Raw genomic sequence first — 22217 nt, 5'->3', positions numbered from 1 at the left:
ATCACACCTGCAACACGGAGGACACAAGAAGCTGGGTATAGGCGTGCTGCGGATCGTCCAGCACCTGATCGGTCAGTCCCTGTTCGACGACGCGGCCTGATTTCATCACCATCAGCCTGTCGGCCAGCAGCCGCACCACCGCCAGATCATGCGTCACGATGATGACTGAAAGGCCCATGTCGCGCACCAATCCGCGCAAAAGGTCAAGAAGCCGCGCCTGCACGCTGACATCAAGCCCGCCGGTGGGTTCGTCCATAAAGACAAGCCGGGGGCCAGTCACCAGATTGCGGGCGATCTGCAGGCGCTGCTGCATCCCGCCGGAAAACGCGGAAGGACGGTCATCAATCCGGTCAGCCGCGATCTCTACCCGACCCAGCCAGTCGTGCGCACGGGTGCGGATCTGGCCATAATTGCGCGCGCCGACCGCCATCAGCCGTTCACCCACGTTGCCCCCGGCCGAGACGCCCATGCGCAAGCCGTCGCGCGGGTTCTGGTGGACATAGGCCCATTCGGTGCGCGAAAGGCGCCGCCTGTCGGCCTCGGACATCGCCAGCACATCTTGTCCGGCATAGGTAATCCTGCCTGCGTCGGGGCGCTGGTGTCCGGCAAGGCAAGACAGCAAGGTGGATTTGCCCGAGCCACTTTCGCCGACGATGCCCAGAACCTCGCCTGCGTGAATGTCAAAGCTGACACCGGCGCAGCCGATGCGGGCACCGTAATTACGGCAAAGCCCATCGACCTGAAGCAGCGGGAGCGCAACAGGAGTGGCCGCCAGTGCTGCGATCTGTTCCATCTGTCCCATCATGCGACCTCGTCTGTCATGGGGGCGCCCAGCCTGCCGATATGGCCCAGTTCCCGGCGCGTCGTGCAAAAGTCGGTGTCCGAGCAGACAAACATCCGGCCCCCCAGATCATCGATGATCACCTCGTCCAGATAGCTTCCATCCGCGCCGCACAGGTCACAGTCATGCTGCGCCCGTGATGCGACAAAGGGATGATCCTCAAAATCGAGGCTGACCACCTGTGTATAGGGCGGCAGGGCATAGATGCGCTGCTCGCGACCGGCGCCAAACAACTGGATCGCCGGGCAGTCAGACAGCTTGGGATTGTCGAACTTCGGAATGGGCGATGGGTCCATGACATAGCGCCCCTCCACCTTGACCGGATAGGCATAGGAGGTCGCAATATGCCCGTGGCGGGCGATATCCTCATAGAGCTTCACATGCATCAGCCCGTACTCCTCAAGCTCGTGCATCTTGCGGGTCTCGGTCTCACGCGGTTCCAGAAAACGCAGCGGCTCCGGGATCGGTACCTGATAGACGAGGATCTGATCCTCGGTCAGGGGCGCCTCGGGGATACGGTGACGGGTCTGGATCACCGTGGCCTCTGCGGTGCGTTCGGTCGTGGCGACGCCTGCGGTGCGCTGAAAGAACTTGCGGATCGAGACGGCGTTTGTCGTGTCGTCGGCGCCCTGGTCGATTACCTTCAGCCGGTCGTCGGGGCAAAGACAGGCGGCCGTCACCTGCACGCCGCCCGTGCCCCAGCCATAGGGCATCGGCATTTCGCGGCTGGCGAAGGGCACCTGATATCCGGGGACGGCGATCGCCTTTAGGATAGCACGGCGCAGCATCCGCTTGGTCTGCTCGTCAAGATAGGCAAAGTTATAGGCGGTATCGGTCATTCTGCGGCCTCTGCGTTCTGCTGCGATGCCATCCGCTGCGTGTCATGCCGCAGGCGGCGCAGTAGCTCCAGCTCGGCCTGGAAATCCACATAATGCGGCAGCTTGATATGTTCGAGGAAACCTGTCGCCTGCACATTGTCGCAATGTGACAGCACAAACTCCTCATCCTGGGCGGGTGCCCCCACGAAGTCCTCGCCCAGCTCTTGCCAGCGCAGCGCCCGGTCAACGAGGCTCATGGCGATCGCCTTGCGTTCGGACTGGCCGAAGACGAGGCCATAGCCACGCGTGAACTGCGGTGGCTGGGTGGCCGATCCGGTGAACTGGTTCACCGTTTCACATTCGGTAAGCTCCACCTCTCCGATGGCGACGGAAAAGCCAAGCTCGGGGATATCGACCTCGACCGCGACCGTGCCGATGCGTAATTCACCTACAAAGGCATGCGTCCGGCCATAGCCGCGCTGCGTGGAATAGGCGAGTGAGAGCAGGAACCCCTCATCCGCCCGTGTGATTGCCTGCAGACGCAGCGCGCGGTCTGCTGGCAGCTCCAGGGGCGCGCGGGTCAGGTCGCGGGGCGTGCCGTCTGTCACAGGGGCGGGCTCGATCAACCCGTCGCGGTCCAGAAGGCCCATTACATGCGGAACCGCATCCGGGCTCGGAGTCGCAGTTGCGGCGGGGACTGGCGCCTCGCCATCCGCGGCAAGGCGGAAATCGAGCAGCCGGTGGGTATAGTCGAAGGTCGGGCCCAGAATCTGCCCGCCGGGCAAGTCCTTGAAGGTTGCGCTGATCCGGCGGTCGATTGCCATCTCGGCTGTGTCCACGGGCCACGACCCGCCCAGACGGGGAAGAGTGGTGCGATAGGCGCGGATCAGGAAGATCGCCTCGATCAGATCGCCGCGCGCCTGCTTGATTGCAAGCGCCGCCAGATCGGGGTCGTAGAGCGAGCCCTCCGCCATCACGCGATTGACAGAAAGGCGCAACTGTTCGCGGATCTGGCCAAGTGTAAGTTCGGCCACCGCCAAGTCGCCTCGGCGTTCCTCGGCGAGCCAGGCATGGGCATTGTCGATGGCGCGTTCGCCCCCTTTGACGGCGACATACATCAGAGGACCTCCAGCCGGGTGGAACGGGGCAGCGCGGCGATGCGGGTGCCACAGGTGAAGAGGCAGTCGAAGCCCAGCGGAAACATCGCAGCATTGGCCTGAAGCGCAGGGATGCCGGGCAGCGACAGCTGCGCCGCCCCCCGGATGCCGGGACCGCACAGGCGCACGCCTTCGGGCTCCAGATGGTCCACCGCGACGATCAGCGTGGCCGAACGGTCGGGGTAGTCGGGCTGGCCGATGCGAAAACGGCTGACTGGTTGCAAGTCAGCCCATGTACCAAGAGCAAAATCCGCTTCCTCGGCCCCCACAAGCGGGGCGCCCAGATGGAAGGCCAGCCAGCCGCGCACGGCTGGGGTATCTGTGGCGCCGGCCAGATGCACGGGCGTAGACGGGTCGGCCAATGTCAGAAGCGCAACGCCGGCCGCTACGGAAAGCGGAGGGGGCGGCAAGGCGCCTGTCAGGTCATGGATGGTGCCGGGGCGCGCCATGGCTTGCAGGATGGACCGGAAGGCCTGCGCCGATTGCAGCGGTGCATCGGCAAAACCACCGGTGAGGGCTGCGGGCGTCATTGGTCCTCTCCGCGTTGCAGGGTAAAGAATTCGACTTTCGTTGCTGCGGCCTTTGATGCGCGCGCGTTACGGTGCTCTGCGGCCTCGGTGGCCAGAGGGCTGAGCACCTCGGCTTTGACGCGCGTGCTGTCATTCGTCTGCAACAGCGCATCGGCCACCGCGGCGCGAGTGGCATGCCCCTTGTCGCGACCCTGAACCCAGGCGTGGCCCAAGGTGCCGTCATCCAGCCGGATCGAACAGCGCGTCACCGTCATCTCACCCAGATTGAACGCGCTGCCTGTGCCGCCGATCCGTCCGCGCACCATGACTGCGCCGATCTCGGGCGGGCGCAGAAAGCTGTGCGGCGGCAGCGTGGGCATCAGCTCGGCCAAGCGCGCGGCAGGCGCGCGTGCCAGAAGCCCGATCCAGGCCTTGCGATCCATCGTGGTCATCTTTCCCTCGACATCTTGCCGGAGTTGTCGGTTATACTATACAACTAGACAAGTGGTAGCTGGTGGCGCGAGTCGGCTCAACCGCCAAAGTGCGAATTTTTTGCGACAGGAAATGCCGGATGCCCCGCAGCGCGATCTGGAAGTCGATTGCCGATACCCTGCGCCAAGAGGTTGCTCAGGGCCTTTATCCCCCCGGCAGTCGTCTGCCGACCGAGGCTGAACTTTCGGCGCGTTTTGGCGTGAACCGTCACACGGTGCGCCGGGCGCTCGCGGATCTGTCCGAAGGAGGCGTGGTGCATGCGCGCAGGGGGGCGGGCGTTTTCGTGACCGCGCGTCCGACCGACTATCCGCTTGGGCGCAGGGTTCGGTTTCACCAGAATGTCATGGCATCGGGCCGCACACCCTCGCGCCGGTTGACCCGGCTGGAAACCCGCGCGCCCACCGGGGTTGAGGCGGAGGCGCTTGGCCTTGTCGAAGGGGAAAGCGTGCATGTCGTCGAGGGGGTGTCGCTGGTCGACGGTCAGCCGGTCGCGGTGTTCCGGTCGGTCTTTTCGGCGCAGCGGTTTCCGGGGTTGCTTGACGCACTTCGGGGCCAGAACTCGGTCACCGCCGCACTCGCGGCCTGCGGTCTGGCTGACTATACTCGCGCCGAAACCCGGATAACGGCCAAATCCGCATCGGCAGTGCTTGCGCTGAACCTGCAGATTGCCGAGGGCGCGCCGATCTTGCGATCCGTCGCGACCAACATCGACGGGTCGGGCCGGCCCGTGGAGTTCGGCACGACATGGTTTGCGGGCGACCGTGTGACGCTGACCGTCTCTCCGGATCTGGCGGGGGGCTGATCCGCGCCTAACCGCCATGGCGTTCAAGAAACGCCTCGGCCGAGAGCGCCCGAAAATCGGCGAGCGCCTCGCGAAGACGATCGTGGGCCCAGTCCCACCAGGCCAGCGCAAGCAGGCGCTCGATGATCGGGGCGGGGAACCTTGACCGCAGTGGCACCGCCGGGACGCCCGCCACGATCATGAAGGGGGCGACGTCGCGTGTGACCACTGCGCCAGATGCGACGATGGCACCCGCGCCCAGCGTGACCTCGGGCTTGATGATCGCGCCATGGCCGATCCAGCAGTCTGCGCCCAGCGTGGTGCGCCGGGCTGAGCGGGCGGCAAAGAAGGCATCATCATCCTCGACATCATCCCAGTAATAGGTGGAACGATAGAGGAAGTGATGCTGCGCGGCGTTGGCGAAGGGGTGGTCGGTCGGTCCAATCCGCGTGCAGGCCGCGATATTGGCAAAACGGCCGACTGTGGTATTGGCGATATCGGCCATCCGGTCGCAATAGGCATAGTCTCCAAAGGTGGAGTTCAGCACCCGCGAATGTGCGCCCACCTCGCAAAATGCGCCGAAATCGGAGTTCTCGATCTGGCAGCCGGGGTGGATCAGCGGCGCGTTCTGGCTAAGTCTGGGCATTGCGCGACTACCCCTTGATCAGCCGCCGGCGCAGCCAGCCTGACAGGGCATCCATTGCCATGACCATCAGAACGATCAGGGTGATGTAATAGGCAACTTCTTCCCAGTCTTTCTGGGTGATGATGGCCTGCGTCAGCAAAAGCCCGATACCGCCGCCCACGATAGCGCCGATCACGGTGGCGCTGCGGGTGTTGGATTCCAGATAGTAGAGGATCTGGCTCAGCAGCACCGGGGTCACTTGAGGGATCACGCCAAAGCGTGCGCGTTGCAGGGCATTTGCGCCGGTGGATCTGATGCCCTCGACCTGACGGGCATCGATGTTTTCCAGCGATTCGGAGAAGAGCTTGCCGAAGGTGCCGGTATCATTGATCAGGATCGCCAGTGACCCCGTCATCGGCCCCGGCCCGAAGGCGCGCGACAGAAGGATCGTCCAGATCAGCGCATCGACAGCGCGGATGAAGTCAAAGAGCCTGCGGGTGGCAAAGCGCACGGCGCCCGAGGGCATCATGTTCGACGCAGCCATGAACCCAAGCGGCAGCGCGAGGAGTGCGGCGCCCATCGTGCCAAGGAAGGCCATCTGGATCGTCTCGAACAGCGCCCAGGCCACATCGCCATGACGCCACATCTTGTTGGTCCAGAACTCAGCCAGCATGTAGCCAAGGTTGGATCGTGCAGGATCGACCCGGTCCTGCCAGAGGGCCAGCGCCACCAGCTCGGTGAAGGATTTGCCGTAGAAGGGGCTGTCGAGCGTGAAGAAGAACAGTTCCCACCCCGGCTGATACTTGAAGGTTTCGACCTTGGATCGCGAATAGCTGAACCGCCCGGCGTCCGTGGTGACCGACACCTTGTTGTCCGAGGCCGAGATCCAGTCGGGCAGGGGCTCAGGGGCGGTCAGTGCCAGCTTGCCGTTCAAGGGGCGGATATCGACTGTGCCGTAGTCCGGAATGGCATAGCGCGCCCCGTCCGCGTCATAGGTGACCAGATGGCCGTCACCCAGATCAATGCGGGTCGTCGCGCCATCGGTCGTCACCCAGTCGGGCAGCATGCCGGCGGGATAGGTGCCCTTGGCCTCGCCCTCGATGGCAATGGTCAGATCGCCCGAGCGGTTGTCGCGCGTCACATGGGTCTTGTAGGACCAAAAGTCCGACACAAGGATCGCCGCATTGTCCATCCGCGCACGGGCAAAGAGACCGCCCAGATCAAAGGCAAAGGCCGTATAGATCAGGTAGCACAGGATCAGGACAGGCACCGCCAGTGCGGCAAGGCGACGCCGCGCGAAGGCACCAGTGATCGTGGTGACCAGTGCCGGATCGACGGCCGGGCGGGAAATGCTGGCGGTTGTCATGGTCTGCGCCCCTTCACAAGACGTTCGCGCGCGCGGTCAGAGATGCGATCGATGAAGGTGATGGTCAGCAGCAGAAGCAGGAAGATCACCACAACCTCGTCATAGCGGCCCTGGCCCCATTGCAGCGCGATCTTCAGGTCATGGCCAATGCCGCCTTCGCCCACAAATCCAAGGATGGCCGAGGCGCGGACATTGATCTCGAACCGTAGCAGCGTATACGAGAGCCAATTGGGCGCGACCTGCGGGATCACGCCGAGCCACATCCGCTGACCCCAGGTTGCCCCGACCGAGGTCAGCCCCTCGACCGGTTTCAGGTCGGCATTCTCGGCCACCTCCGAGAACAGTTTGCCAAGTGCCCCACCCGTATGCAGCGCGATCGCGATAACCGCCGGCACCGGTCCGCCGCCCAGAATGAAGATCAGGACCAGCGCGATCACGATCTCTGGTATCGCGCGCAGCCCGTCCATGAGGCGCCGGAAAACCGGGATCGCGCGGGGCCAGCGTGCAAGGCCGCGCGTGGCCAGTAGCGACATCGTCATGGCGGCAATGGCGCCCAGCAAGGTTGCGACTGCCGCGATGTTGATCGTCTCGATAAGCGAGGGCAGGAAGCGCAGCACCAAGGCAGGCATTTCGGCGCGATTGGCCCATGCTTCGGACAGAACCTCGGCCGGGAAGGCCATCAGCATCGGCAGGCCCGACAGAAAGTCTCCCGCATTGCGTGACTGCGCCAGCTGAAAGCCGGACACCATCAAGGCAACAAAGATCACCATCAGGATCCCGCCATACATCCGGCGGCGGCGGGTCAGCTCCAGATAGGCGTCAGAGGGTTGGGCCGGATCCGGGCGCTTTTCCGGCTCGGGGCCAAAGGCGATATCGACCATGGGTGTTCCTGAACGGGCAGTGAATGCGGGGCGCCGGAATGGAAACCGGGCCCGATAACGGGCCCGGCTCAAAACGGGTGGAGATTACATGCCTTCCTGCAGCTGGCGCGCGGCTACGACGCCCAGATAGGCATCATGCGTCACCGGCACGAAATCCTTGGCCTCGCCGGCAGCAACGCCATAGGCGCAGTCCTTGTCGGTCTCATGCAGGTCGGCGGTGATCTGCGTGACCTTGTCCTTCACGTCCTGCGGCAGGGCGCTGCGGACTACCATCGGCCCTTCGGGGATCAGCTTCGACTTCCACAGTTCAACCAGATCGTTCATGTCCACCAGGCCCGCATCCGCCGCCTTGCGGAACGCGCCCGAGTTGTAGCCGTCTTCCCAGTTGCCCAGACCGTCAGCCCAGCTGACACCGGCGGCGTAGTCGCCATTGGCCACGCCCACGATGGTCTGTTCGTGACCGCCCGAGAACTTCACCTCGGCGAAGTACTGATCCAGCTGGCCATAGGTCGCCGTCAGCTCGGCCCCCGGCACCAGATAGCCCGAGGTCGAGTTCGGCTCGCCAAAGGCGAAGATCTTGCCCTTGGCATCCTCGATCTTGGTGATGCCCGAGTCCTTCCGGGCAAAGGCGATCGAGTAATAGCCGGTCGAGCCATCGACGTTCTGCTTGGTCAGCGCCAGATCAACCACGTTCGGGTCTGTCAGATAGATCTTGGCATAGGCCGAGGCACCCAGCCAGGCCATATCCAGCGTACCGCCCAGCAGGCCCTGGATCACGCCATCATAGTCGGCCGGGGTAAACACCTTGACCGGGACCCCAAGCGCCTCTTCGATCTTGGCGCGATAGCATTCGTTCGAGGTCATGCGATCCTGGGCGTTCTCGCCGCCGAGGATGCCGATGTTGAATTCCTTGATACCTTCGGCCGAAACGGCGCCAGCCATCACCGAGGTCATCGCAAGAGCAAGGGTCAGTCTTTTCATGGTCGTCTCCGGTGTTCTGCCCGGCGCCTGTGGCGCAAGGGCGGGATGAGGTCAGGCCAGCATTTGCGCCGCCCAGTCCTTGTCGGCGGCAGCATCGGCTGGAATGGCGGTAGAGGTGGCGGACTCGTTGAAGCTGGCGTCGGCGCCATAGATGTCGCGCGCGACACCGGTCGAAAGCTGGTCGGGGGTTCCGTCAAAGACGATGCGCCCGTCACGCATCCCGATCACCCGGTCGCAATAGCGGCGCGCGGTATCGAGTGTGTGCAGGTTCGCGATGACCATGCGGCCATCCTCGACATTGATCCGCTTCAGCGTATCCATGACGACTTGCGCGTTCATCGGGTCGAGGCTGGCGATCGGCTCATCCGCCAGAATGATGCGGGGATCCTGCATCAAGGCGCGGGCGATGGCGACGCGCTGCTGCTGGCCACCTGACAGCGCCTCGGCCCGTTTCGGCGCCTGTTCGGCGATGCCCAGCCGGTCAAGGATCTCAAGCGCGCGCAGGATGTCGGCGCGCGGCCAGTGGTTGAACATGGTCTGAAGCGTGGAGCGACGATTCAGAATGCCATGGAGAACGTTCGAGGCCACATCCATACGGGGCACAAGATTGAACTGTTGAAAGATCATGGCGCATTGGGACTGCCAGGCGCGCGCCTCGCGGCCCTTCAGCGCCAGTACATTGCAACCATCGACAAGAATCTCACCGGAGGAGGCATCGACCAGCCGGTTCATCATGCGAAGGAAGGTGGATTTCCCCGCTCCCGACCGTCCGATGATGCCGACAAAGGCCGGGCCGTCGATGCGAAAGCTGGCACGATCGACAGCGGCTTTCTGACCGAACATCCGGGTCACGGATTTCACTTCTAGCATGGCATCGCCCTCAGGGTCGCAATGCGGCCGGGGTAGCGGTCGGATGTGACGATCTGTCTGCGTCGGGGTGAAGATTTGGTGACGGCAGGGCGACGGTGCGGGGTGTGAGGGGATGCTGCGACGCGGCGACAAAAGTCGGGGTGGCCCGCACTTTTCCCCTTTCATGATGGATCAAATCATTGAAGATGAATTTACATCAGTCGAGAAGGCAGAGTGCATCATGAAGCGGCCCACCATCACCGATCTGGCAGAGGCCGCCGGCGTCAGTGTGGCAACGGTCGACCGCGTGCTGAACGGTCGCCTGAAGGTGCGGGAGGAAACCGCGCGCAAGGTGTCCGAAGCGGCCGAGCGTATCGGCTATCACGCCGCGAATGCGATCCGGCAACGCGTAATGGCGGACCTGCCCGAGTATCATCTGGGTGTCGTTCTGCAGAAAGAGCGGCACGCGTTCTACCAGAGTTTCGCCACCGAGGTTCAGCACGCCGCAGCCCAGATGCGCGATTGCCGGATGCGCGTGACCGTTGCCTTTGCGCAAAGTTCAGAGCCATCCGAAGTCGCGCAACTGCTGCTGCAACTCGGCGGCAAGGTGCAGGCGATCGCGGCAACGGGGCTGGATCATCACGATGTCACCAACGCGGTTTCTGCGCTGCGTGCACGCGGTGTCGCGACATTCTCGTTGCTGTCTGACTTTGCCCAGGGCGTGCGCGAGGGCTACTTTGGGACCAATAACATGAAAGTTGGTCGTAACGCAGGTTGGGTTATTTCAAAACTTGCGCCGCGGCCCGGCAAGATCGCAATTTTCATAGGTGGCCATCGCTATCATGGCCACACACTGCGCGAGGCCGGCTTCCGGGCGTATTTCCGCGAGTATGGGCCGGAGTTCGAAATTCTTGATGCGGTGGTCACCCTTGAGACGCGGCAACTGACGCGGGAGGCGTTGGTTGGCATCATGGCCCGGCACCCTGATCTGGTCGGCGTTTATTGTGCTGGTGGCGGGATGGAGGGGGCGATTGCCGCCCTGCGAGAGGCCGATGTCGGCGAGCGCATCGCCTGCGTCGTCAACGAACTGACACCCGAGTCCCGGCAGGCGCTGCTTGAACGCAGGATCAGCGCCATCTTCCAGACCCCGCTGCGTGATCTGTGTACCGAGTTGATGGCGACAGTTGTGCATACGATCGAGAATGGCATGGCCGAGAACCCCGGCCAGCGTTTCGTACCGAGTGTCATCTGGACACCCGAGAGCATTTGATAGATTCCATCATTGTTGTGATTAGTTTCTATCATGTTTGATGGCGGTTGAGGACCTGTCTTCATTGACGTGAATCGGCAAAGGGACAACAACTTTGCCACGGCGGACGGCAGAGGAGCGAGGCCGCCAATCTCAGACCGGCACAAACGAAAGTCGGCGTCTTGGCTATTGGCCAGGGCGTCTGCGCTTTCACAAACATTGAACCGGCGCGCCGGACGCCGACAGTGGAGGAAAGACATGAGGAAAGTCCTGATCGCCAGCACCATGGCCGCCGCGTTGATGGGTACGGCGGCTTCGGCCGAGAACATCGGCGTGTCGATGGCGCTGTTTGACGACAACTTTCTGACCGTCCTGCGGAATGGCATGAGCGACTATGCCGGGACGCTTGACGGTGTGACGCTGCAGATTGAAGACGCCCAGAATGATGTGGGCAAGCAGCTGAACCAGATCCAGAACTTCGTCGCCTCGGGCGTCGATGCGATTATCGTGAACCCGGTGGACACCGATGCGACCGTCGCGATGTCGGAAGCCGCCTCCGCCGCCGGTATCCCGCTGGTCTATGTGAACCGCGAGCCGGTGAACGTCGACACGCTGCCCGAAAAGCAGGCCTTCGTCGCCTCGAACGAGCTGGAGTCCGGCACGCTTGAAACTCAAGAGGTCTGCCGTCTGCTGAAAGAGCAGGGCAAGACCGAGGCCAAGGCCGTCGTCCTGATGGGTGAGCTGTCGAACCAGGCTGCCCGGATGCGGACGCAAGACATCAAGGATGTCATCGCCACCCCCGAGTGCAGCTTCATCACGATCGTGGAAGAGCAGACCGCCAACTGGTCGCGCACCCAGGGCACCGACCTGATGACCAACTGGCTGTCGGCTGGCGTGGAGTTTGACGCCGTGATCGCAAACAACGACGAGATGGCAATCGGTGCGATTCAGGCGCTGAAAGCCGCCGGGCGCGCGATGGATACGGTTGTCGTCGGCGGCGTTGATGCCACTGCCGATGCGCTTGCCGCGATGGCGGCGGGCGATCTGGACGTGACCGTGTTCCAGAACGCCGCAGGTCAGGGGCAGGGCGCTGTCGATGCCGCGCTCAAACTCGCCCGTGGCGAGGCCGTCGAGAAGAAGGTTTATGTGCCGTTCGAACTGGTGACCCCTGCCAACCTGGCCGACTACCAGGCCAAGAACTGATGCAAGGCCGGGCAGGGGGAACATCCCCCTGCCCACACTTTCGGGCAAAGGGGAGGACTGGTGATGGTCACTGCCAAGACGGCGGCTGCGATTGACCGGATGAAACGCCGGATCGAGGATATGGGGGTTCTGTCGATCAGCGGTATCCGCAAGGAATTTCCGGGCGTTGTCGCATTGGACAATGTGCAGTTGAAGATCCGGCCGGGCACGGTTCACGCCCTGATGGGCGAGAATGGCGCAGGCAAGTCGACGCTGATGAAGATCATCGCGGGCATCTATCAACCCGACGCGGGTGAGATCCTGCTGCGTGGCCAGCCCGTGACGCTGAAATCGCCGCTGGATGCGCTGGAGCAGGGGATCTCGATGATCCACCAGGAACTCGCGCTGATGAATTCCATGACCGTGGCGGAGAACATCTGGATCCGCCGTGAGCCAAAGAACGGCTTCGGCCTGATCGACCACGGCAAGCTTTTTGCCATGACGCAAGAGCTGTTTGACCGGCTGAACATCAAGCTCGACCCCAAGGCGCAGGTGGCCGATCTGACCGTCGCGCAAAAGCAGATGGTCGAGATCGCCAAGGCGGTCAGCCACGACTCGGACGTGCTGATCATGGACGAGCCGACCTCGGCCATTACCGAGAAAGAGGTGGAGCATCTGTTCACCATCATCCGCGACCTGCGCGCGCGCGGCGTGGGGATCGTCTATATCACCCACAAGATGAACGAGCTGTTCGAGATCGCCGATGAATTCACGGTGTTCCGCGACGGCAAATATGTCGGCACCCATTCAGCCAAGGATGTGACGCGCGACGACATCATCCGAATGATGGTCGGGCGCGAGATCACCGACATGTTCCCCAAGATCGACTGCCCGATCGGTGAGGTCATGCTCGAGGTCCGGAACCTCGATCTGCCGGGAGTGTTTCACGACATCTCGTTCCAGATCCGCAAGGGCGAGATTCTGGGGCTGGCCGGCCTTGTCGGCTCCAAGCGCTCGAACGTGGCCGAGGCGCTGTTCGGGGTGACGCCGGCCGCCTCGGGCGAGATCCTGATCGAGGGTGAACCCGTCCAGATCCGTTCCCCGCGTGAGGCGATGGACCACGGGATTGCCTTCCTGACCGAAGACCGCAAGGAGACCGGCTGCTTCCTGATCCTCGACTGTCTGGAGAACATCCAGATGGCCCTGATCACCCGCGATCATGCCACTGCGGGCTTTGTTGACCAGAAGACGGTCACCAAACTGGCCGAAGACATGGCGGCGCGGCTGCGCGTCAAGACACCCAATCTGTCCGAGCGGGTCGAGAACCTCTCGGGCGGGAACCAGCAGAAACTGCTGATCGCGCGCTGGCTTTTGACAAAGCCACGCATCCTGATCCTGGACGAGCCGACCCGCGGCATCGACGTGGGGGCAAAGTCTGAAATCCATCGCCTGATCACCGGGCTCGCGGCCGAGGGGGTCGCGGTGCTGATGATCTCGTCCGAGCTGCCCGAGGTTTTGGGAATGAGTGACCGGATCATGGTCATGCATGAAGGGCATCTCGCGGGCTTCCTGGACCGTGCCGAGGCGGATCAGGTGAAAATCATGGACCTGGCCGCGCGCTGAGTGGCTTTAGGGGAGGAAGAAATGTCGAACGCAACCGTTCAACCGTCGGCCAATGCCGCAAAATCGCAACGCCGCCTGCCGCCCGAGGCCAACATCCTGCTTGTTCTGGTGGGCATCTCACTGGTGTTCGAAATTTTGGGCTGGATGACGCAGGGCCAGAGCTTTCTGTTCAGCTGGCAGCGTCTGTCCATCATGATCCTGCAGGTGTCGGTGATCGGCATCATCTCGGTGGGCGTGACGCAGGTCATCATCACCGGCGGGATTGACCTGTCGTCCGGGTCGGTCGTTGGCGGGGTGGCGATGTTTGCCATGTCGTTTGCGCAGGTTTCGACCTATGCCCGCGCGGTCTATCCAAGCCTGACCGACCTTCCGGCCATTGTGCCGATCCTCCTGGGGCTGGGCTTCGGCGCGGTGGTGGGCTTTGTGAACGGCTGGCTGATCGCCTTTACCAAGATCCCGCCCTTCATTGCCACGCTGGGCACAATGGTCACGGTGCGCGGCTTTGCCAAGTGGTACACCAAAGGGCAGCCCGTCAGCTTCCCGACCGAGGGTTTTGCCTCGATCGGCAAGGGCATGATGCCGGTCCTGATCTTCATCGCGGTCGCCATCATCTTCCACATCGCGATGAAATACACGCGCTACGGCAAGTTCACCTATGCGATCGGCGCCAACATGCAGGCGGCGCGTGTGTCCGGGATCAATGTCGAGCGTCACCTGATCAAGGTCTATGTCGTGGCGGCGGTTCTTGCGGCGCTGGCGGGCATGGTGGTTGCGGCGCGCGGTCAGACCGCACAGGCCGGCATGGGGCTTGCCTACGAGCTTGACGCCATCGCCATGGCCGTGATCGGGGGCGTGTCGCTGTCGGGTGGCCGCGGGTCGATCATCGGAACCGCCATCGGGATGGTCATCTTCGGGGTCATCATCTCGGGCTTCACCTTCCTCAGGCTCGATGCCTACTACCAGGAAATGATCAAGGGCGTGATCATCGTAGCCGCCGTGGTCGCCGACGTTCACCGCCAGAAAAAGCGCGTCAAGAAAAGCTGAGCGTTCAGCGTCTCCGAACTGCTGGTCGGTGGGTATCGCCCTGCCGCCAGCACCCCGCACACACCTGATACAGGACCCCCCCATGAAGATCGCGATTGATCCCTTCATGCACCGCCACCTGAGCCTTGAGGAGCTGCCGTTCAAGGTCAAGGAGCTTGGCTACGACTGGATCGAACTGTCCCCGCGCGGCGACTTTCTCGAATGGTTCAAGGCGCCCCGCGTGTTCCCCGACCGGATCAAGGGCCTGAAACAGGCGCTCAAGTCCGCCGACGTGGGCATCGCCAGCCTTCTGCCGATGTATCGCTGGGCCAGCAATGACGAGACCGAGCGTCAGGCGGCGGTCAAGCACTGGAAGCGCGCCATCGAGATCGCGGTCGAGCTGGAAGTCGATACGATGAACTCGGAATTCGGGCGCGGTCCGCATCCCGACAAGGGCTCGTGCTACTGCTGCCATACCGGCAGCATGATCGAGACCTGCGAAGACGCCTGGTGGCGCAGCATGGAAGAGCTGGTGCCGATCCTTGAGCGTGAGGGCATCAACCTGCACGTCGAGCCCCATCCCGAGGACTGGTGCGAGACGATCCAGCCCGCGCTTGACATCATCCGCACCGTGAACAGCCCCCGCGTGAAGTTCCTCTACTGCGCGCCGCATACCTTCTACTTTGGCGATGATACGGCCCAGATGCTGCGCGCCTCGAAAGACGTGCTGGCCCATGTTCATGTGGGCGATACCTTCAACCACAAGGCCAGCTCGGGCCTGCGCTACATCCTGAACCCGCCCGGCACGCAGGCGCGGGTCCACCAGCACCTGAACATCGGCCAGGGCGAAGTGCCGTGGGACGACTTCTTCGGAACGCTCCACGAGATCGGCTTCGACGGCATCATGACCGCCTGTGTCTTCGCCTGGGAAGACAAGGCTGACCAGTCCGGCACCTTCATGCGCGCCGAAATGCAACGCTACATCGACAAATTCTGGAAGTAAGGAAACAGCCATGACCGTCAGAATCGGAGTCATCGGAACGGGTGCCATCGGTCGCGACCATGCGCGCCGCATCAATCAGGTGCTGGCTGGCGGCAAGGTCGTCGCACTGAGCGACGTGAACCGTGCCTCGGCCGAGGCCGTGAAGGCCGACATCGCCCCCGACGCCACCGTCTATGCGACGGGCGAGGAACTGATCGCCGCCGCAGACGTCGATGCGGTGCTCGTCACCTCGTGGGGCGCCACGCACGAGCAGTATGTGCTGACCGCGATTGCCGCAGGAAAGCCGTGCTTTTGCGAAAAACCGCTGGCCACCACGGCCGAAGGCGCCAAGCGCATCGTCGATGCCGAGGTCGCCCATGGCAAGCGTCTGGTGCAAGTGGGTTTCATGCGCCGCTACGATGCGGGCTATGTCGCGCTGAAAGAGGCGGTGCAGACCCAGACCGGCGCGCCGATCATGGTCCACGCCGCCCATCGCAACCCGACCGTGCCTGAGGCCTATACGACCCCCATGGCGATCCATGATACGCTGATCCACGAGATTGACGTGTTCCGCTGGCTTCTGGACGATGACTATGTCGAGGCCCGTGTGACCTTCCCGCGGTCCTGCGCGCGCACCCATGCCAAGCTGCGCGATCCGCAGATCGTGACGCTGAAGACCGCCAAGGGCGTGGTCATCAACACCGAGATCTTCGTGAACTGCCATTATGGCTACGACATCCAGTGCGAAGTGGTGGGCGAAGACGGCATTGCCCGGCTGCCCGAACCCATGGCCATCCAGCTGCGCCTTGGCGCCAAGCTGCAAAACGCCATCCTGACTGACTGGAAGGACCGCTTCGTGGCCTCATACGACGTGGAGCTTCAGGACTTTCTGAAGGCCGCCGCGAATGGCACCGCCACTGGGCCGACCTCTTGGGACGGCTATATGGCCGCCGTCACCTCGGACGCCTGCGTTGTCGGGCAGGAGCGTGAGGGCGAGGCTATCGCGATCAGCTACCCCGCGCGTCCTGCGCTTTACGCCTAAGGGTGCCGTCATGCGCTTTGCCATGAACCACATCACGGCGCCGAATGTGTCCCTTGAGGACTTCTTCGCCATGGCGCGCGCGCTTGGTGCGACCGAGGTGGAGATCCGCAATGATCTGCCCAATGTCGTGGGCAGTTGGGATGCTGCAGCGGTAAAGGAAGCGGCTGCAAAGGCCGGTGTCACGATCATTTCGATCAACGCGCTATACCCCTTCAACGTCTGGTCCGGCGATCTGCCGGCCCGGGCCGAGGCAATGGCCGATTACGCCGCCGCTTGCGGGGCGAAGGCGCTGGTGATGTGCCCGCTGAACGACGGCGCCAAGGTTGCATTCGAGGATCTGGTGGCCGCGTTGAAGGCGATGAAACCGATCCTTGAGGCGCACGGCCTGACTGGGCTCGTCGAGCCTCTGGGCTTTCCGATCTCGTCAATGCGGACCAAGGCCGAGGCGGTGCGTGCAATCAAGGCGGCAGGTGGCGAGAATGTCTACCGCCTCGTGCATGACACCTTCCACCACCATCTTGCGGGCGAAACCGAATACTTTCCGGAATGGACTGGCCTTGTCCACATTTCGGGCGTGGTTGATCCTGACGTGACGGTTGACGCGATGCTCGATCCGCATCGTGTTCTGGTTGATGCGCGCGACCGGCTGGAGAACCTTGCGCAGATCAAGGCGTTGCGCGCCGCAGGGTTCCACGGTCCCTACAGCTTTGAGCCCTTCGCGCCTGAGGTGCACGATCTGGCTGACAGCAAGAGCGCGGTGCAGACCAGCATGGATTACATCCGCGCGGCATTATGAAGCCAACTGGCGGGCCGGGATCTCCTCCGTCCGGTCCGCTCTCTCGACGGGGTGATCCTCGCCCCGTCGACCATTCCAAACCAAAGGCCATCTGGCCGAAAGAACGAGACGATGACCGCTCACCTTCCCTCAATCCCTCTCGGCGTCGGCCTGATCGGCACTGGCTTCATGGGCAAATGCCACGCACTCGCCTGGCGGACGGTGGCGGCGGTATTTGGTGGCGCCCATCCGCGGCTAGAGGTGTTGTGCGACGTGCCGGGTGACAAGGCCCGCGCGTTTGCCGCGCAATTCGGCTTTGTGCGCCACAGTGATGACTGGCGTGCCGTGATCGCTGATCCTGCCGTCGATGTGGTGTCGATCACCACCCCCAACGGCACGCACCGCGAAATGGCCGAGGCCGCGCTGCGAGCCGGCAAGCATGTCTGGCTGGAAAAGCCGATGGCGCTGACGCTGGAAGATGCGCGCTCGATGGCCGCGCTTGCCGCCGAATGTCCCGGTCAGGTGACGATCCTGGGCTACAACTACCTGCGCTCGCCTGCCTTTCAGGCAGCCCGTGGTCTGGTCGCATCAGGCGCGATCGGCACGCCCACCGCGTTTCGTGGCGTTTACGACGAGGATTACGCGGCTGACCCGACGCTGCCATGGTCCTGGCGCCACACGCATGCGGGAGGCGGGCTTGGTGCGCTTGGCGATCTGGGCTGTCATCTTGTCAGTCAGATGGTCGCGCTGATGGGACCGGTGTCCGAGGTGACGGCACTGACCCATATCGCCGTGCCGATGCGACCCTCGTCTGAGGGCGCAAAGCCGGTGGAGAATGAGGATTCCGCCCTTGCGCTGATCCGTTTTGCCAGCGGCGCGCAGGGATCGTTTGCCACATCGCGCGTGGCGCGGGGCCGCAAATGCCGCCTTCAATGGGAGGTTCATGGCACCGAGGGCACGCTGGTCTTCGATCAGGAAAACATGAACGAGCTTTGGTTGCACCGCGCCGGAGAGGCGGGCTTTGCCCGCCACCTGACCGGGCCTGCACAGCCCGACTTCGCCGCTTTCTGCCCCGCGCCAGGGCACAACTTCGGCTTCAACGAACAAAAAGTCATCGAGGCCCGTGACCTGCTTGCGGCCATCGCGGGCGGGCCGGCTTGCGGCCCCGATTTCGCGGCGGGTCTTGAGATTGAAAATATCATCCATGCCATGGCAGCCTCGAACGGCCGCCCGGTTCAACTTTGAAGGAAGGCTTTGGCGATGCCCAAGACCCTTGATGTGATCACGATAGGCCGCGCTGGCGTTGATTTGTATGGCGCTCAGGTTGGCGGGCGTCTGGAGGACATGGGGGGGTTCCGCAAGTATATCGGTGGCAGTCCTACGAACATTGCCTGCGGGACGGCACGGTTGGGTCTGAAGTCGGGGCTGATCACGCGGGTCGGGGATGAGCATATGGGCCGCTTCATCCGCGAGCAGTTGCAGCGTGAGGGCGTGGACGTGCGGGGCGTGGTGACCGACCCGGACCGTCTGACGGCGCTGGTGATCCTGGGGATCCGGGATCAGGAGCAGTTTCCGCTGATCTTTTACCGCGAGAACTGCGCGGACATGGCCTTGTGCGAGGCGGACATTGACGAGGGGCTGATTGCGGATACGCGGTCGGTTCTGGCGACGGGCACGCATCTGAGCCATCCACGGACGGAAGCTGCGGTGCTCAAGGCCTTGCAACTGGCGCGCAAGCACGGGGCCAGGACGGCGCTGGACATCGACTACCGCCCGAACCTCTGGGGGGTTGCCGGGCATGGCGATGGCGAGAGCCGGTTCGTGGAATCGGCCAAGGTGACGGCGAAGCTGCAGCAATCGCTGCATTTCTTTGATCTGATCGTGGGGACCGAGGAAGAGTTCCACATCGCGGGCGGCACCACCGACACGATCGCGGCCCTGCGCGCGGTGAGGGCGGTGTCGGGGGCCGTTCTGGTCTGCAAGCGTGGCGCGGCGGGGGCGGTGGCGTTCGAGGGTGCGATCCCCGACAGTCTGGACGACGGCCAGACCGGGCCGGGCTTCCCGATCGAGGTGTTCAACGTGCTGGGCGCGGGCGACGGGTTCTTCTCAGGCCTGATGAAGGGCTGGCTGGATGGCGAGAGCTGGCCGCGCGCGCTGGAATACGCCAATGCCTGCGGGGCTTTCGCGGTCTCGCGCCATGGCTGCACGCCGGCCTATCCCTCGCTGGCCGAGCTTCAGTTCTTCCTGAAGCGCGGGGTGATCCGCCCGGATTTGCGCAATGATGCCGAGCTTGAGCAGATCCATTGGTCGACCAACCGCGCGCGGCGCGGTCTGCCCGACTGGGCGGATTACCGGATCTTCGCCTTTGACCACCGGCTGCAGCTGGAGGAGATGGCGGGCTACACGCCGGCGAAGGGCGGGGCGTTCAAGGAGCTGTGCCTGACGGCGGCGCTGCAGGTGCAAGGTGGGCGTCCGGGCTATGGCATCCTCTGCGACAACCGGATCGGGCGGGCGGCACTGCATGCGGCGAGCGGAACCGGTCTCTGGATCGGGCGGCCCTGCGAATGGCCCGGCTCGCGCCCCCTCAGCCTTGAGCCGGAGCTGGGTCTGGACTGCGGCGGGTTAGAGGCCTGGGCCCGTGAGAATGTGGTGAAGGTGCTGTGCTTCTGCCACCCCGACGACGATGCGGTAACGCGGGCGGCACAGGAAGAGACGGTGAAGCGGCTCTGGCAGGCATCGCGCCGGAACGATCTGGAGTTCCTGCTGGAGATCATCCCCTCGAAGGTGGGGCCGACCGATGACAGCACGACCGCGACCTTGATCCGGCAGTTCTACGCGGCGGGCATCTATCCCGACTGGTGGAAGCTGGAGCCGCTGAAGACCCATGCGGCCTGGGCCCAGGCGATCGCCGCGATCGAGGAGAACGACCCCCACACCCGCGGCATCGTGGTTCTGGGGCTGGATGCACCCGAGGCTGAGCTGTCTGCGAGCTTTGGGGTGGCGGCGGCCTTCCCGCTGGTCCGGGGCTTTGCGGTGGGCCGGACGATCTTTGGCGACGTGGCCCGCGGCTGGATGGCGGGGGATCTCTCCGACGATGCGGCGGTGGCCGAGATGGCGGCGCGCTTTGCGCGGCTGAGTGGAGTTTGGGATGCCGCCCGTGCCGCGGCAGGAGGCAAATAAGATGGCAACGATCCGACTGACGGCTGCGCAGGCCATGGTGAAGTGGCTGGCTGTGCAGATGACGCCCGAGGGTGCGCGGTTCATCGAGGGGATGTGGGCGATCTTCGGCCACGGCAATGTCGCAGGTCTGGGCGAGGCGCTGCATCAGGGGCTGCATGGCGACCTGTGTGGCAACGCGCCCTTCCCGACCTGGCGGGGCCAGAACGAGCAGACCATGGCCCATGCCGCCATCGCCTTTGCCAAGGCCAAGGGGCGGCGGCAGGCGCAGGCGGTGACCTCGTCCATCGGGCCGGGGGCGACGAACATGGTGACGGCGGCGGCGCTGGCGCATGTGAACCGGCTGCCGGTGCTGTTTGTGGCGGGGGATGTCTTTGCCAACCGCCGCCCCGATCCGGTGCTGCAGCAGGTCGAGGATTTTGACGATGCCACCGTCAGCGCCAATGACTGCTTCCGCCCGGTCGTGCGCTATTTTGACCGGATCAGCCGGCCGGAACATCTGCTCTCGGCCCTGCCGCGGGCGCTGCGGGTGATGACCGATCCGGCGAACTGCGGCCCGGTTTGCCTCGCCTTCTGTCAGGATGTGCAGGCCGAGGCCTATGACTGGCCCGAAGAGTTCTTCACGCCGAAGGTCTGGCATATCCGCCGGCCGGAACCCGATGCGCGCGAACTGTCCGAGGTTGCGGCGTTGATCCGGGGCGCGCAGCGTCCGGCGATCATCGCGGGCGGCGGGGTGATCTATTCCGGCGCCGAGGCGACCCTTGGGGAGTTCGCGACCCGCCACGCCATTCCGGTGGCCGAGACGCAGGCGGGCAAGTCGGCGCTGGCGCAGGCGCATCCGATGAACTTTGGCGCCAGCGGCGTCGATGGATCGGCGGCGGCCAATGCCGCACTCAGCTCGGCCGATCTGGTGATCGGGGTCGGCACGCGGCTGCAGGACTTCACCACCGGCTCGCGCACGCTGTTTGCGCCGGGCGCGCGGCTCGTTTCGATCAACATCCATGGCTATGACGCGGCCAAGCACGGGGCGACCTCGCTTGTGGCCGATGCGAAGGTGGCGCTGGAGAAGCTTTCGGCGGCACTCGGCGACTATCGGGGCGCCCCCGATGCGCCCGCGCGTGAAGCCTGGCTTGCGGCCGTCGATGCCAAGTGCCAGACCCCGGTGGCGCCGGGGCAGCTTCCCACCGATGCGCAGGTGATCGGCGCGGTTCAGGCGGTCTCGACGCCCGCCACGATCGCGATGTGCGCGGCCGGCACCATGCCCGGCGCGCTGAAGCTGCTATGGCAGCCGGCACAGGGCGGCTATCACATGGAATATGGCTACAGCTGCATGGGCTATGAGGTGGCGGGCGCCATGGGCATCAAACTTGCGCTTCCTGAACGCGAGGTGATCTGCTTTGTGGGCGACGGCAGCTACATGATGGCCAATGCCGAACTCGCAACCGCGGTGATGCGGCGGATTCCCTTTACCGTGGTGCTGACCGACAACCGCGGCTACGGCTGCATCAACCGGCTGCAGGCGGGCACGGGCGGCGCGCCCTTCAACAACATGTACGCCGACTGCAATATCGAGGATCAGCCGCAGATCGACTATGTCGCCCATGCGGCCTCGATGGGGGCGCATGCGGTCAAGGCACGGACGCTGGCCGAGTTGCAAGAGGCGATCCGTGACGCGCGCGGCAAGCGAAAGCCCACCGTGATCGTCATCGACACGACCGCCGCCCCCGGCCCCGGCGAGGGGCTCGCGGGTGCCGGCCACTGGTGGGATGTCGCGGTGCCAGAGGTCGGTGACCACGACACGCTGCGCGCGGCTTATGAGCGCTACATCGCCAACGCCGCAAATGCCCGGCTGACGAACTAGAGA

General features: G+C 63.9%; 21 protein-coding genes. 11 read left to right on the top strand and 10 right to left on the bottom strand.

Annotated features, from left to right (window positions below; translation table 11 throughout):
* Window position 1 precedes the first annotated feature (1 nt).
* From phnK to phnG, 5 genes are read right to left on the bottom strand one after another with little or no spacing between them, the layout of a single operon-like run.
* The gene (phnK, locus tag FQU74_RS08240) at window positions 2-802 is read right to left on the bottom strand and encodes a phosphonate C-P lyase system protein PhnK (protein ID WP_229704341.1); all 801 of its coding nucleotides are present in this window, start codon (window positions 800-802) and stop codon (window positions 2-4) included.
* Window positions 802-1680: an alpha-D-ribose 1-methylphosphonate 5-phosphate C-P-lyase PhnJ gene (locus FQU74_RS08235; RefSeq protein WP_146285914.1), complete on the bottom strand. Its 879-nt coding sequence runs from the start codon at window positions 1678-1680 to the stop codon at window positions 802-804. Before FQU74_RS08235 ends, phnK begins: the two co-directional genes overlap by 1 nt.
* Complete coding sequence (locus tag FQU74_RS08230; RefSeq protein ID WP_146285913.1) at window positions 1677-2777, bottom strand: carbon-phosphorus lyase complex subunit; 1101 nt, start codon at window positions 2775-2777, stop codon at window positions 1677-1679. Before FQU74_RS08230 ends, FQU74_RS08235 begins: the two co-directional genes overlap by 4 nt.
* Window positions 2777-3346, bottom strand: coding sequence for a phosphonate C-P lyase system protein PhnH (phnH, locus tag FQU74_RS08225; RefSeq protein ID WP_146285912.1), 570 nt, complete (start codon window positions 3344-3346; stop codon window positions 2777-2779). The genes FQU74_RS08230 and phnH overlap by 1 nt, the downstream gene beginning before the upstream one ends.
* Window positions 3343-3777, bottom strand: coding sequence for a phosphonate C-P lyase system protein PhnG (gene phnG / locus FQU74_RS08220; protein WP_146285911.1), 435 nt, complete (start codon window positions 3775-3777; stop codon window positions 3343-3345). The genes phnH and phnG overlap by 4 nt, the downstream gene beginning before the upstream one ends.
* Before the next feature lie 119 nt (window positions 3778-3896).
* Here phnG and phnF point away from each other — a divergent pair, with 119 nt between their 5' ends.
* On the top strand, window positions 3897-4619 hold the full coding sequence (gene phnF, locus FQU74_RS08215) for a phosphonate metabolism transcriptional regulator PhnF (protein WP_146285910.1): 723 nt from the start codon (window positions 3897-3899) through the stop codon (window positions 4617-4619).
* A 7-nt stretch (window positions 4620-4626) separates the two neighbouring features.
* On the opposite strand, the gene FQU74_RS08210 is transcribed toward phnF, so the two are convergent.
* The 5 genes from FQU74_RS08210 to phnC all read right to left on the bottom strand — a co-directional run bounded on the left by FQU74_RS08210 (window position 4627) and on the right by phnC (window position 9321).
* Window positions 4627-5244, bottom strand: coding sequence for an LbetaH domain-containing protein (locus tag FQU74_RS08210; protein WP_146285909.1), 618 nt, complete (start codon window positions 5242-5244; stop codon window positions 4627-4629).
* A 7-nt stretch (window positions 5245-5251) separates the two neighbouring features.
* A complete protein-coding gene (gene phnE, locus FQU74_RS08205; protein WP_146285908.1) occupies window positions 5252-6589 on the bottom strand; it encodes a phosphonate ABC transporter, permease protein PhnE in 1338 nt (445 codons plus the stop codon).
* Window positions 6586-7470 (bottom strand): phosphonate ABC transporter, permease protein PhnE, encoded by an 885-nt coding sequence (gene phnE, locus FQU74_RS08200; protein WP_146285907.1) that lies wholly within the window; start codon window positions 7468-7470, stop codon window positions 6586-6588. Before phnE (FQU74_RS08200) ends, phnE (FQU74_RS08205) begins: the two co-directional genes overlap by 4 nt.
* Window positions 7471-7554: 84 nt before the next feature.
* A complete protein-coding gene (gene phnD / locus FQU74_RS08195) occupies window positions 7555-8451 on the bottom strand; it encodes a phosphonate ABC transporter substrate-binding protein (RefSeq protein ID WP_146285906.1) in 897 nt (298 codons plus the stop codon).
* A 51-nt stretch (window positions 8452-8502) separates the two neighbouring features.
* Complete coding sequence (gene phnC / locus FQU74_RS08190) at window positions 8503-9321, bottom strand: phosphonate ABC transporter ATP-binding protein (RefSeq protein WP_146285905.1); 819 nt, start codon at window positions 9319-9321, stop codon at window positions 8503-8505.
* A gap of 220 nt (window positions 9322-9541) precedes the next feature.
* On the opposite strand from phnC, the gene FQU74_RS08185 reads away from it, so the two are divergent.
* From FQU74_RS08185 to iolD, 10 genes are all read left to right on the top strand, one after another.
* A complete protein-coding gene (locus tag FQU74_RS08185) occupies window positions 9542-10570 on the top strand; it encodes a LacI family DNA-binding transcriptional regulator (protein WP_146285904.1) in 1029 nt (342 codons plus the stop codon).
* Between the two features lie 237 nt (window positions 10571-10807).
* A complete protein-coding gene (locus FQU74_RS08180; protein ID WP_146285903.1) occupies window positions 10808-11752 on the top strand; it encodes a sugar ABC transporter substrate-binding protein in 945 nt (314 codons plus the stop codon).
* A 63-nt stretch (window positions 11753-11815) separates the two neighbouring features.
* Entirely contained in the window at window positions 11816-13354 is a 1539-nt protein-coding gene (locus FQU74_RS08175) for a sugar ABC transporter ATP-binding protein (RefSeq protein ID WP_146285902.1), read from the top strand.
* Window positions 13355-13375: 21 nt separating this feature from the next.
* The gene (locus FQU74_RS08170; RefSeq protein WP_146285901.1) at window positions 13376-14398 is read left to right on the top strand and encodes an ABC transporter permease; all 1023 of its coding nucleotides are present in this window, start codon (window positions 13376-13378) and stop codon (window positions 14396-14398) included.
* A gap of 82 nt (window positions 14399-14480) precedes the next feature.
* Window positions 14481-15380 (top strand): sugar phosphate isomerase/epimerase family protein, encoded by a 900-nt coding sequence (locus FQU74_RS08165; RefSeq protein ID WP_146285900.1) that lies wholly within the window; start codon window positions 14481-14483, stop codon window positions 15378-15380.
* Window positions 15381-15390: 10 nt separating this feature from the next.
* The gene (locus tag FQU74_RS08160) at window positions 15391-16401 is read left to right on the top strand and encodes a Gfo/Idh/MocA family protein (protein WP_146285899.1); all 1011 of its coding nucleotides are present in this window, start codon (window positions 15391-15393) and stop codon (window positions 16399-16401) included.
* 10 nt (window positions 16402-16411) lie between these two features.
* Window positions 16412-17197: a TIM barrel protein gene (locus tag FQU74_RS08155; RefSeq protein WP_146285898.1), complete on the top strand. Its 786-nt coding sequence runs from the start codon at window positions 16412-16414 to the stop codon at window positions 17195-17197.
* A 111-nt stretch (window positions 17198-17308) separates the two neighbouring features.
* Window positions 17309-18421, top strand: a complete 1113-nt coding sequence (locus tag FQU74_RS08150; RefSeq protein ID WP_146285897.1) for a Gfo/Idh/MocA family protein — start codon at window positions 17309-17311, stop codon at window positions 18419-18421.
* Window positions 18422-18436: 15 nt separating this feature from the next.
* Window positions 18437-20356, top strand: coding sequence for a bifunctional 5-dehydro-2-deoxygluconokinase/5-dehydro-2-deoxyphosphogluconate aldolase (locus FQU74_RS08145; RefSeq protein WP_146285896.1), 1920 nt, complete (start codon window positions 18437-18439; stop codon window positions 20354-20356).
* Between the two features lies 1 nt (window position 20357).
* Window positions 20358-22214 carry a 3D-(3,5/4)-trihydroxycyclohexane-1,2-dione acylhydrolase (decyclizing) gene (gene iolD, locus FQU74_RS08140; RefSeq protein ID WP_146285895.1) on the top strand — a complete coding sequence of 619 codons (1857 nt, stop codon included), beginning with the start codon at window positions 20358-20360 and terminating at the stop codon, window positions 22212-22214.
* Window positions 22215-22217: the final 3 nt, after the last annotated feature.

It is taken from the genome of Gemmobacter aquaticus, from assembly GCF_007859075.1.
Classification (GTDB): domain Bacteria; phylum Pseudomonadota; class Alphaproteobacteria; order Rhodobacterales; family Rhodobacteraceae; genus Gemmobacter; species Gemmobacter aquaticus.
Note: the sequence above shows the minus strand (reverse complement) of the source record. Positions and strands in the feature narration are given on the sequence as shown.

Coding starts and splice junctions, on each gene's coding strand:
- phnK (WP_229704341.1), bottom strand. CDS start 802: ATGGGACAGATGGAACAGATCGCAGCACTGGCGGCCACTCCTGTTGCG.
- FQU74_RS08235 (WP_146285914.1), bottom strand. CDS start 1,680: ATGACCGATACCGCCTATAACTTTGCCTATCTTGACGAGCAGACCAAG.
- FQU74_RS08230 (WP_146285913.1), bottom strand. CDS start 2,777: ATGTATGTCGCCGTCAAAGGGGGCGAACGCGCCATCGACAATGCCCAT.
- phnH (WP_146285912.1), bottom strand. CDS start 3,346: ATGACGCCCGCAGCCCTCACCGGTGGTTTTGCCGATGCACCGCTGCAA.
- phnG (WP_146285911.1), bottom strand. CDS start 3,777: ATGACCACGATGGATCGCAAGGCCTGGATCGGGCTTCTGGCACGCGCG.
- phnF (WP_146285910.1), top strand. CDS start 3,897: ATGCCCCGCAGCGCGATCTGGAAGTCGATTGCCGATACCCTGCGCCAA.
- FQU74_RS08210 (WP_146285909.1), bottom strand. CDS start 5,244: ATGCCCAGACTTAGCCAGAACGCGCCGCTGATCCACCCCGGCTGCCAG.
- phnE (WP_146285908.1), bottom strand. CDS start 6,589: ATGACAACCGCCAGCATTTCCCGCCCGGCCGTCGATCCGGCACTGGTC.
- phnE (WP_146285907.1), bottom strand. CDS start 7,470: ATGGTCGATATCGCCTTTGGCCCCGAGCCGGAAAAGCGCCCGGATCCG.
- phnD (WP_146285906.1), bottom strand. CDS start 8,451: ATGAAAAGACTGACCCTTGCTCTTGCGATGACCTCGGTGATGGCTGGC.
- phnC (WP_146285905.1), bottom strand. CDS start 9,321: ATGCTAGAAGTGAAATCCGTGACCCGGATGTTCGGTCAGAAAGCCGCT.
- FQU74_RS08185 (WP_146285904.1), top strand. CDS start 9,542: ATGAAGCGGCCCACCATCACCGATCTGGCAGAGGCCGCCGGCGTCAGT.
- FQU74_RS08180 (WP_146285903.1), top strand. CDS start 10,808: ATGAGGAAAGTCCTGATCGCCAGCACCATGGCCGCCGCGTTGATGGGT.
- FQU74_RS08175 (WP_146285902.1), top strand. CDS start 11,816: ATGGTCACTGCCAAGACGGCGGCTGCGATTGACCGGATGAAACGCCGG.
- FQU74_RS08170 (WP_146285901.1), top strand. CDS start 13,376: ATGTCGAACGCAACCGTTCAACCGTCGGCCAATGCCGCAAAATCGCAA.
- FQU74_RS08165 (WP_146285900.1), top strand. CDS start 14,481: ATGAAGATCGCGATTGATCCCTTCATGCACCGCCACCTGAGCCTTGAG.
- FQU74_RS08160 (WP_146285899.1), top strand. CDS start 15,391: ATGACCGTCAGAATCGGAGTCATCGGAACGGGTGCCATCGGTCGCGAC.
- FQU74_RS08155 (WP_146285898.1), top strand. CDS start 16,412: ATGCGCTTTGCCATGAACCACATCACGGCGCCGAATGTGTCCCTTGAG.
- FQU74_RS08150 (WP_146285897.1), top strand. CDS start 17,309: ATGACCGCTCACCTTCCCTCAATCCCTCTCGGCGTCGGCCTGATCGGC.
- FQU74_RS08145 (WP_146285896.1), top strand. CDS start 18,437: ATGCCCAAGACCCTTGATGTGATCACGATAGGCCGCGCTGGCGTTGAT.
- iolD (WP_146285895.1), top strand. CDS start 20,358: ATGGCAACGATCCGACTGACGGCTGCGCAGGCCATGGTGAAGTGGCTG.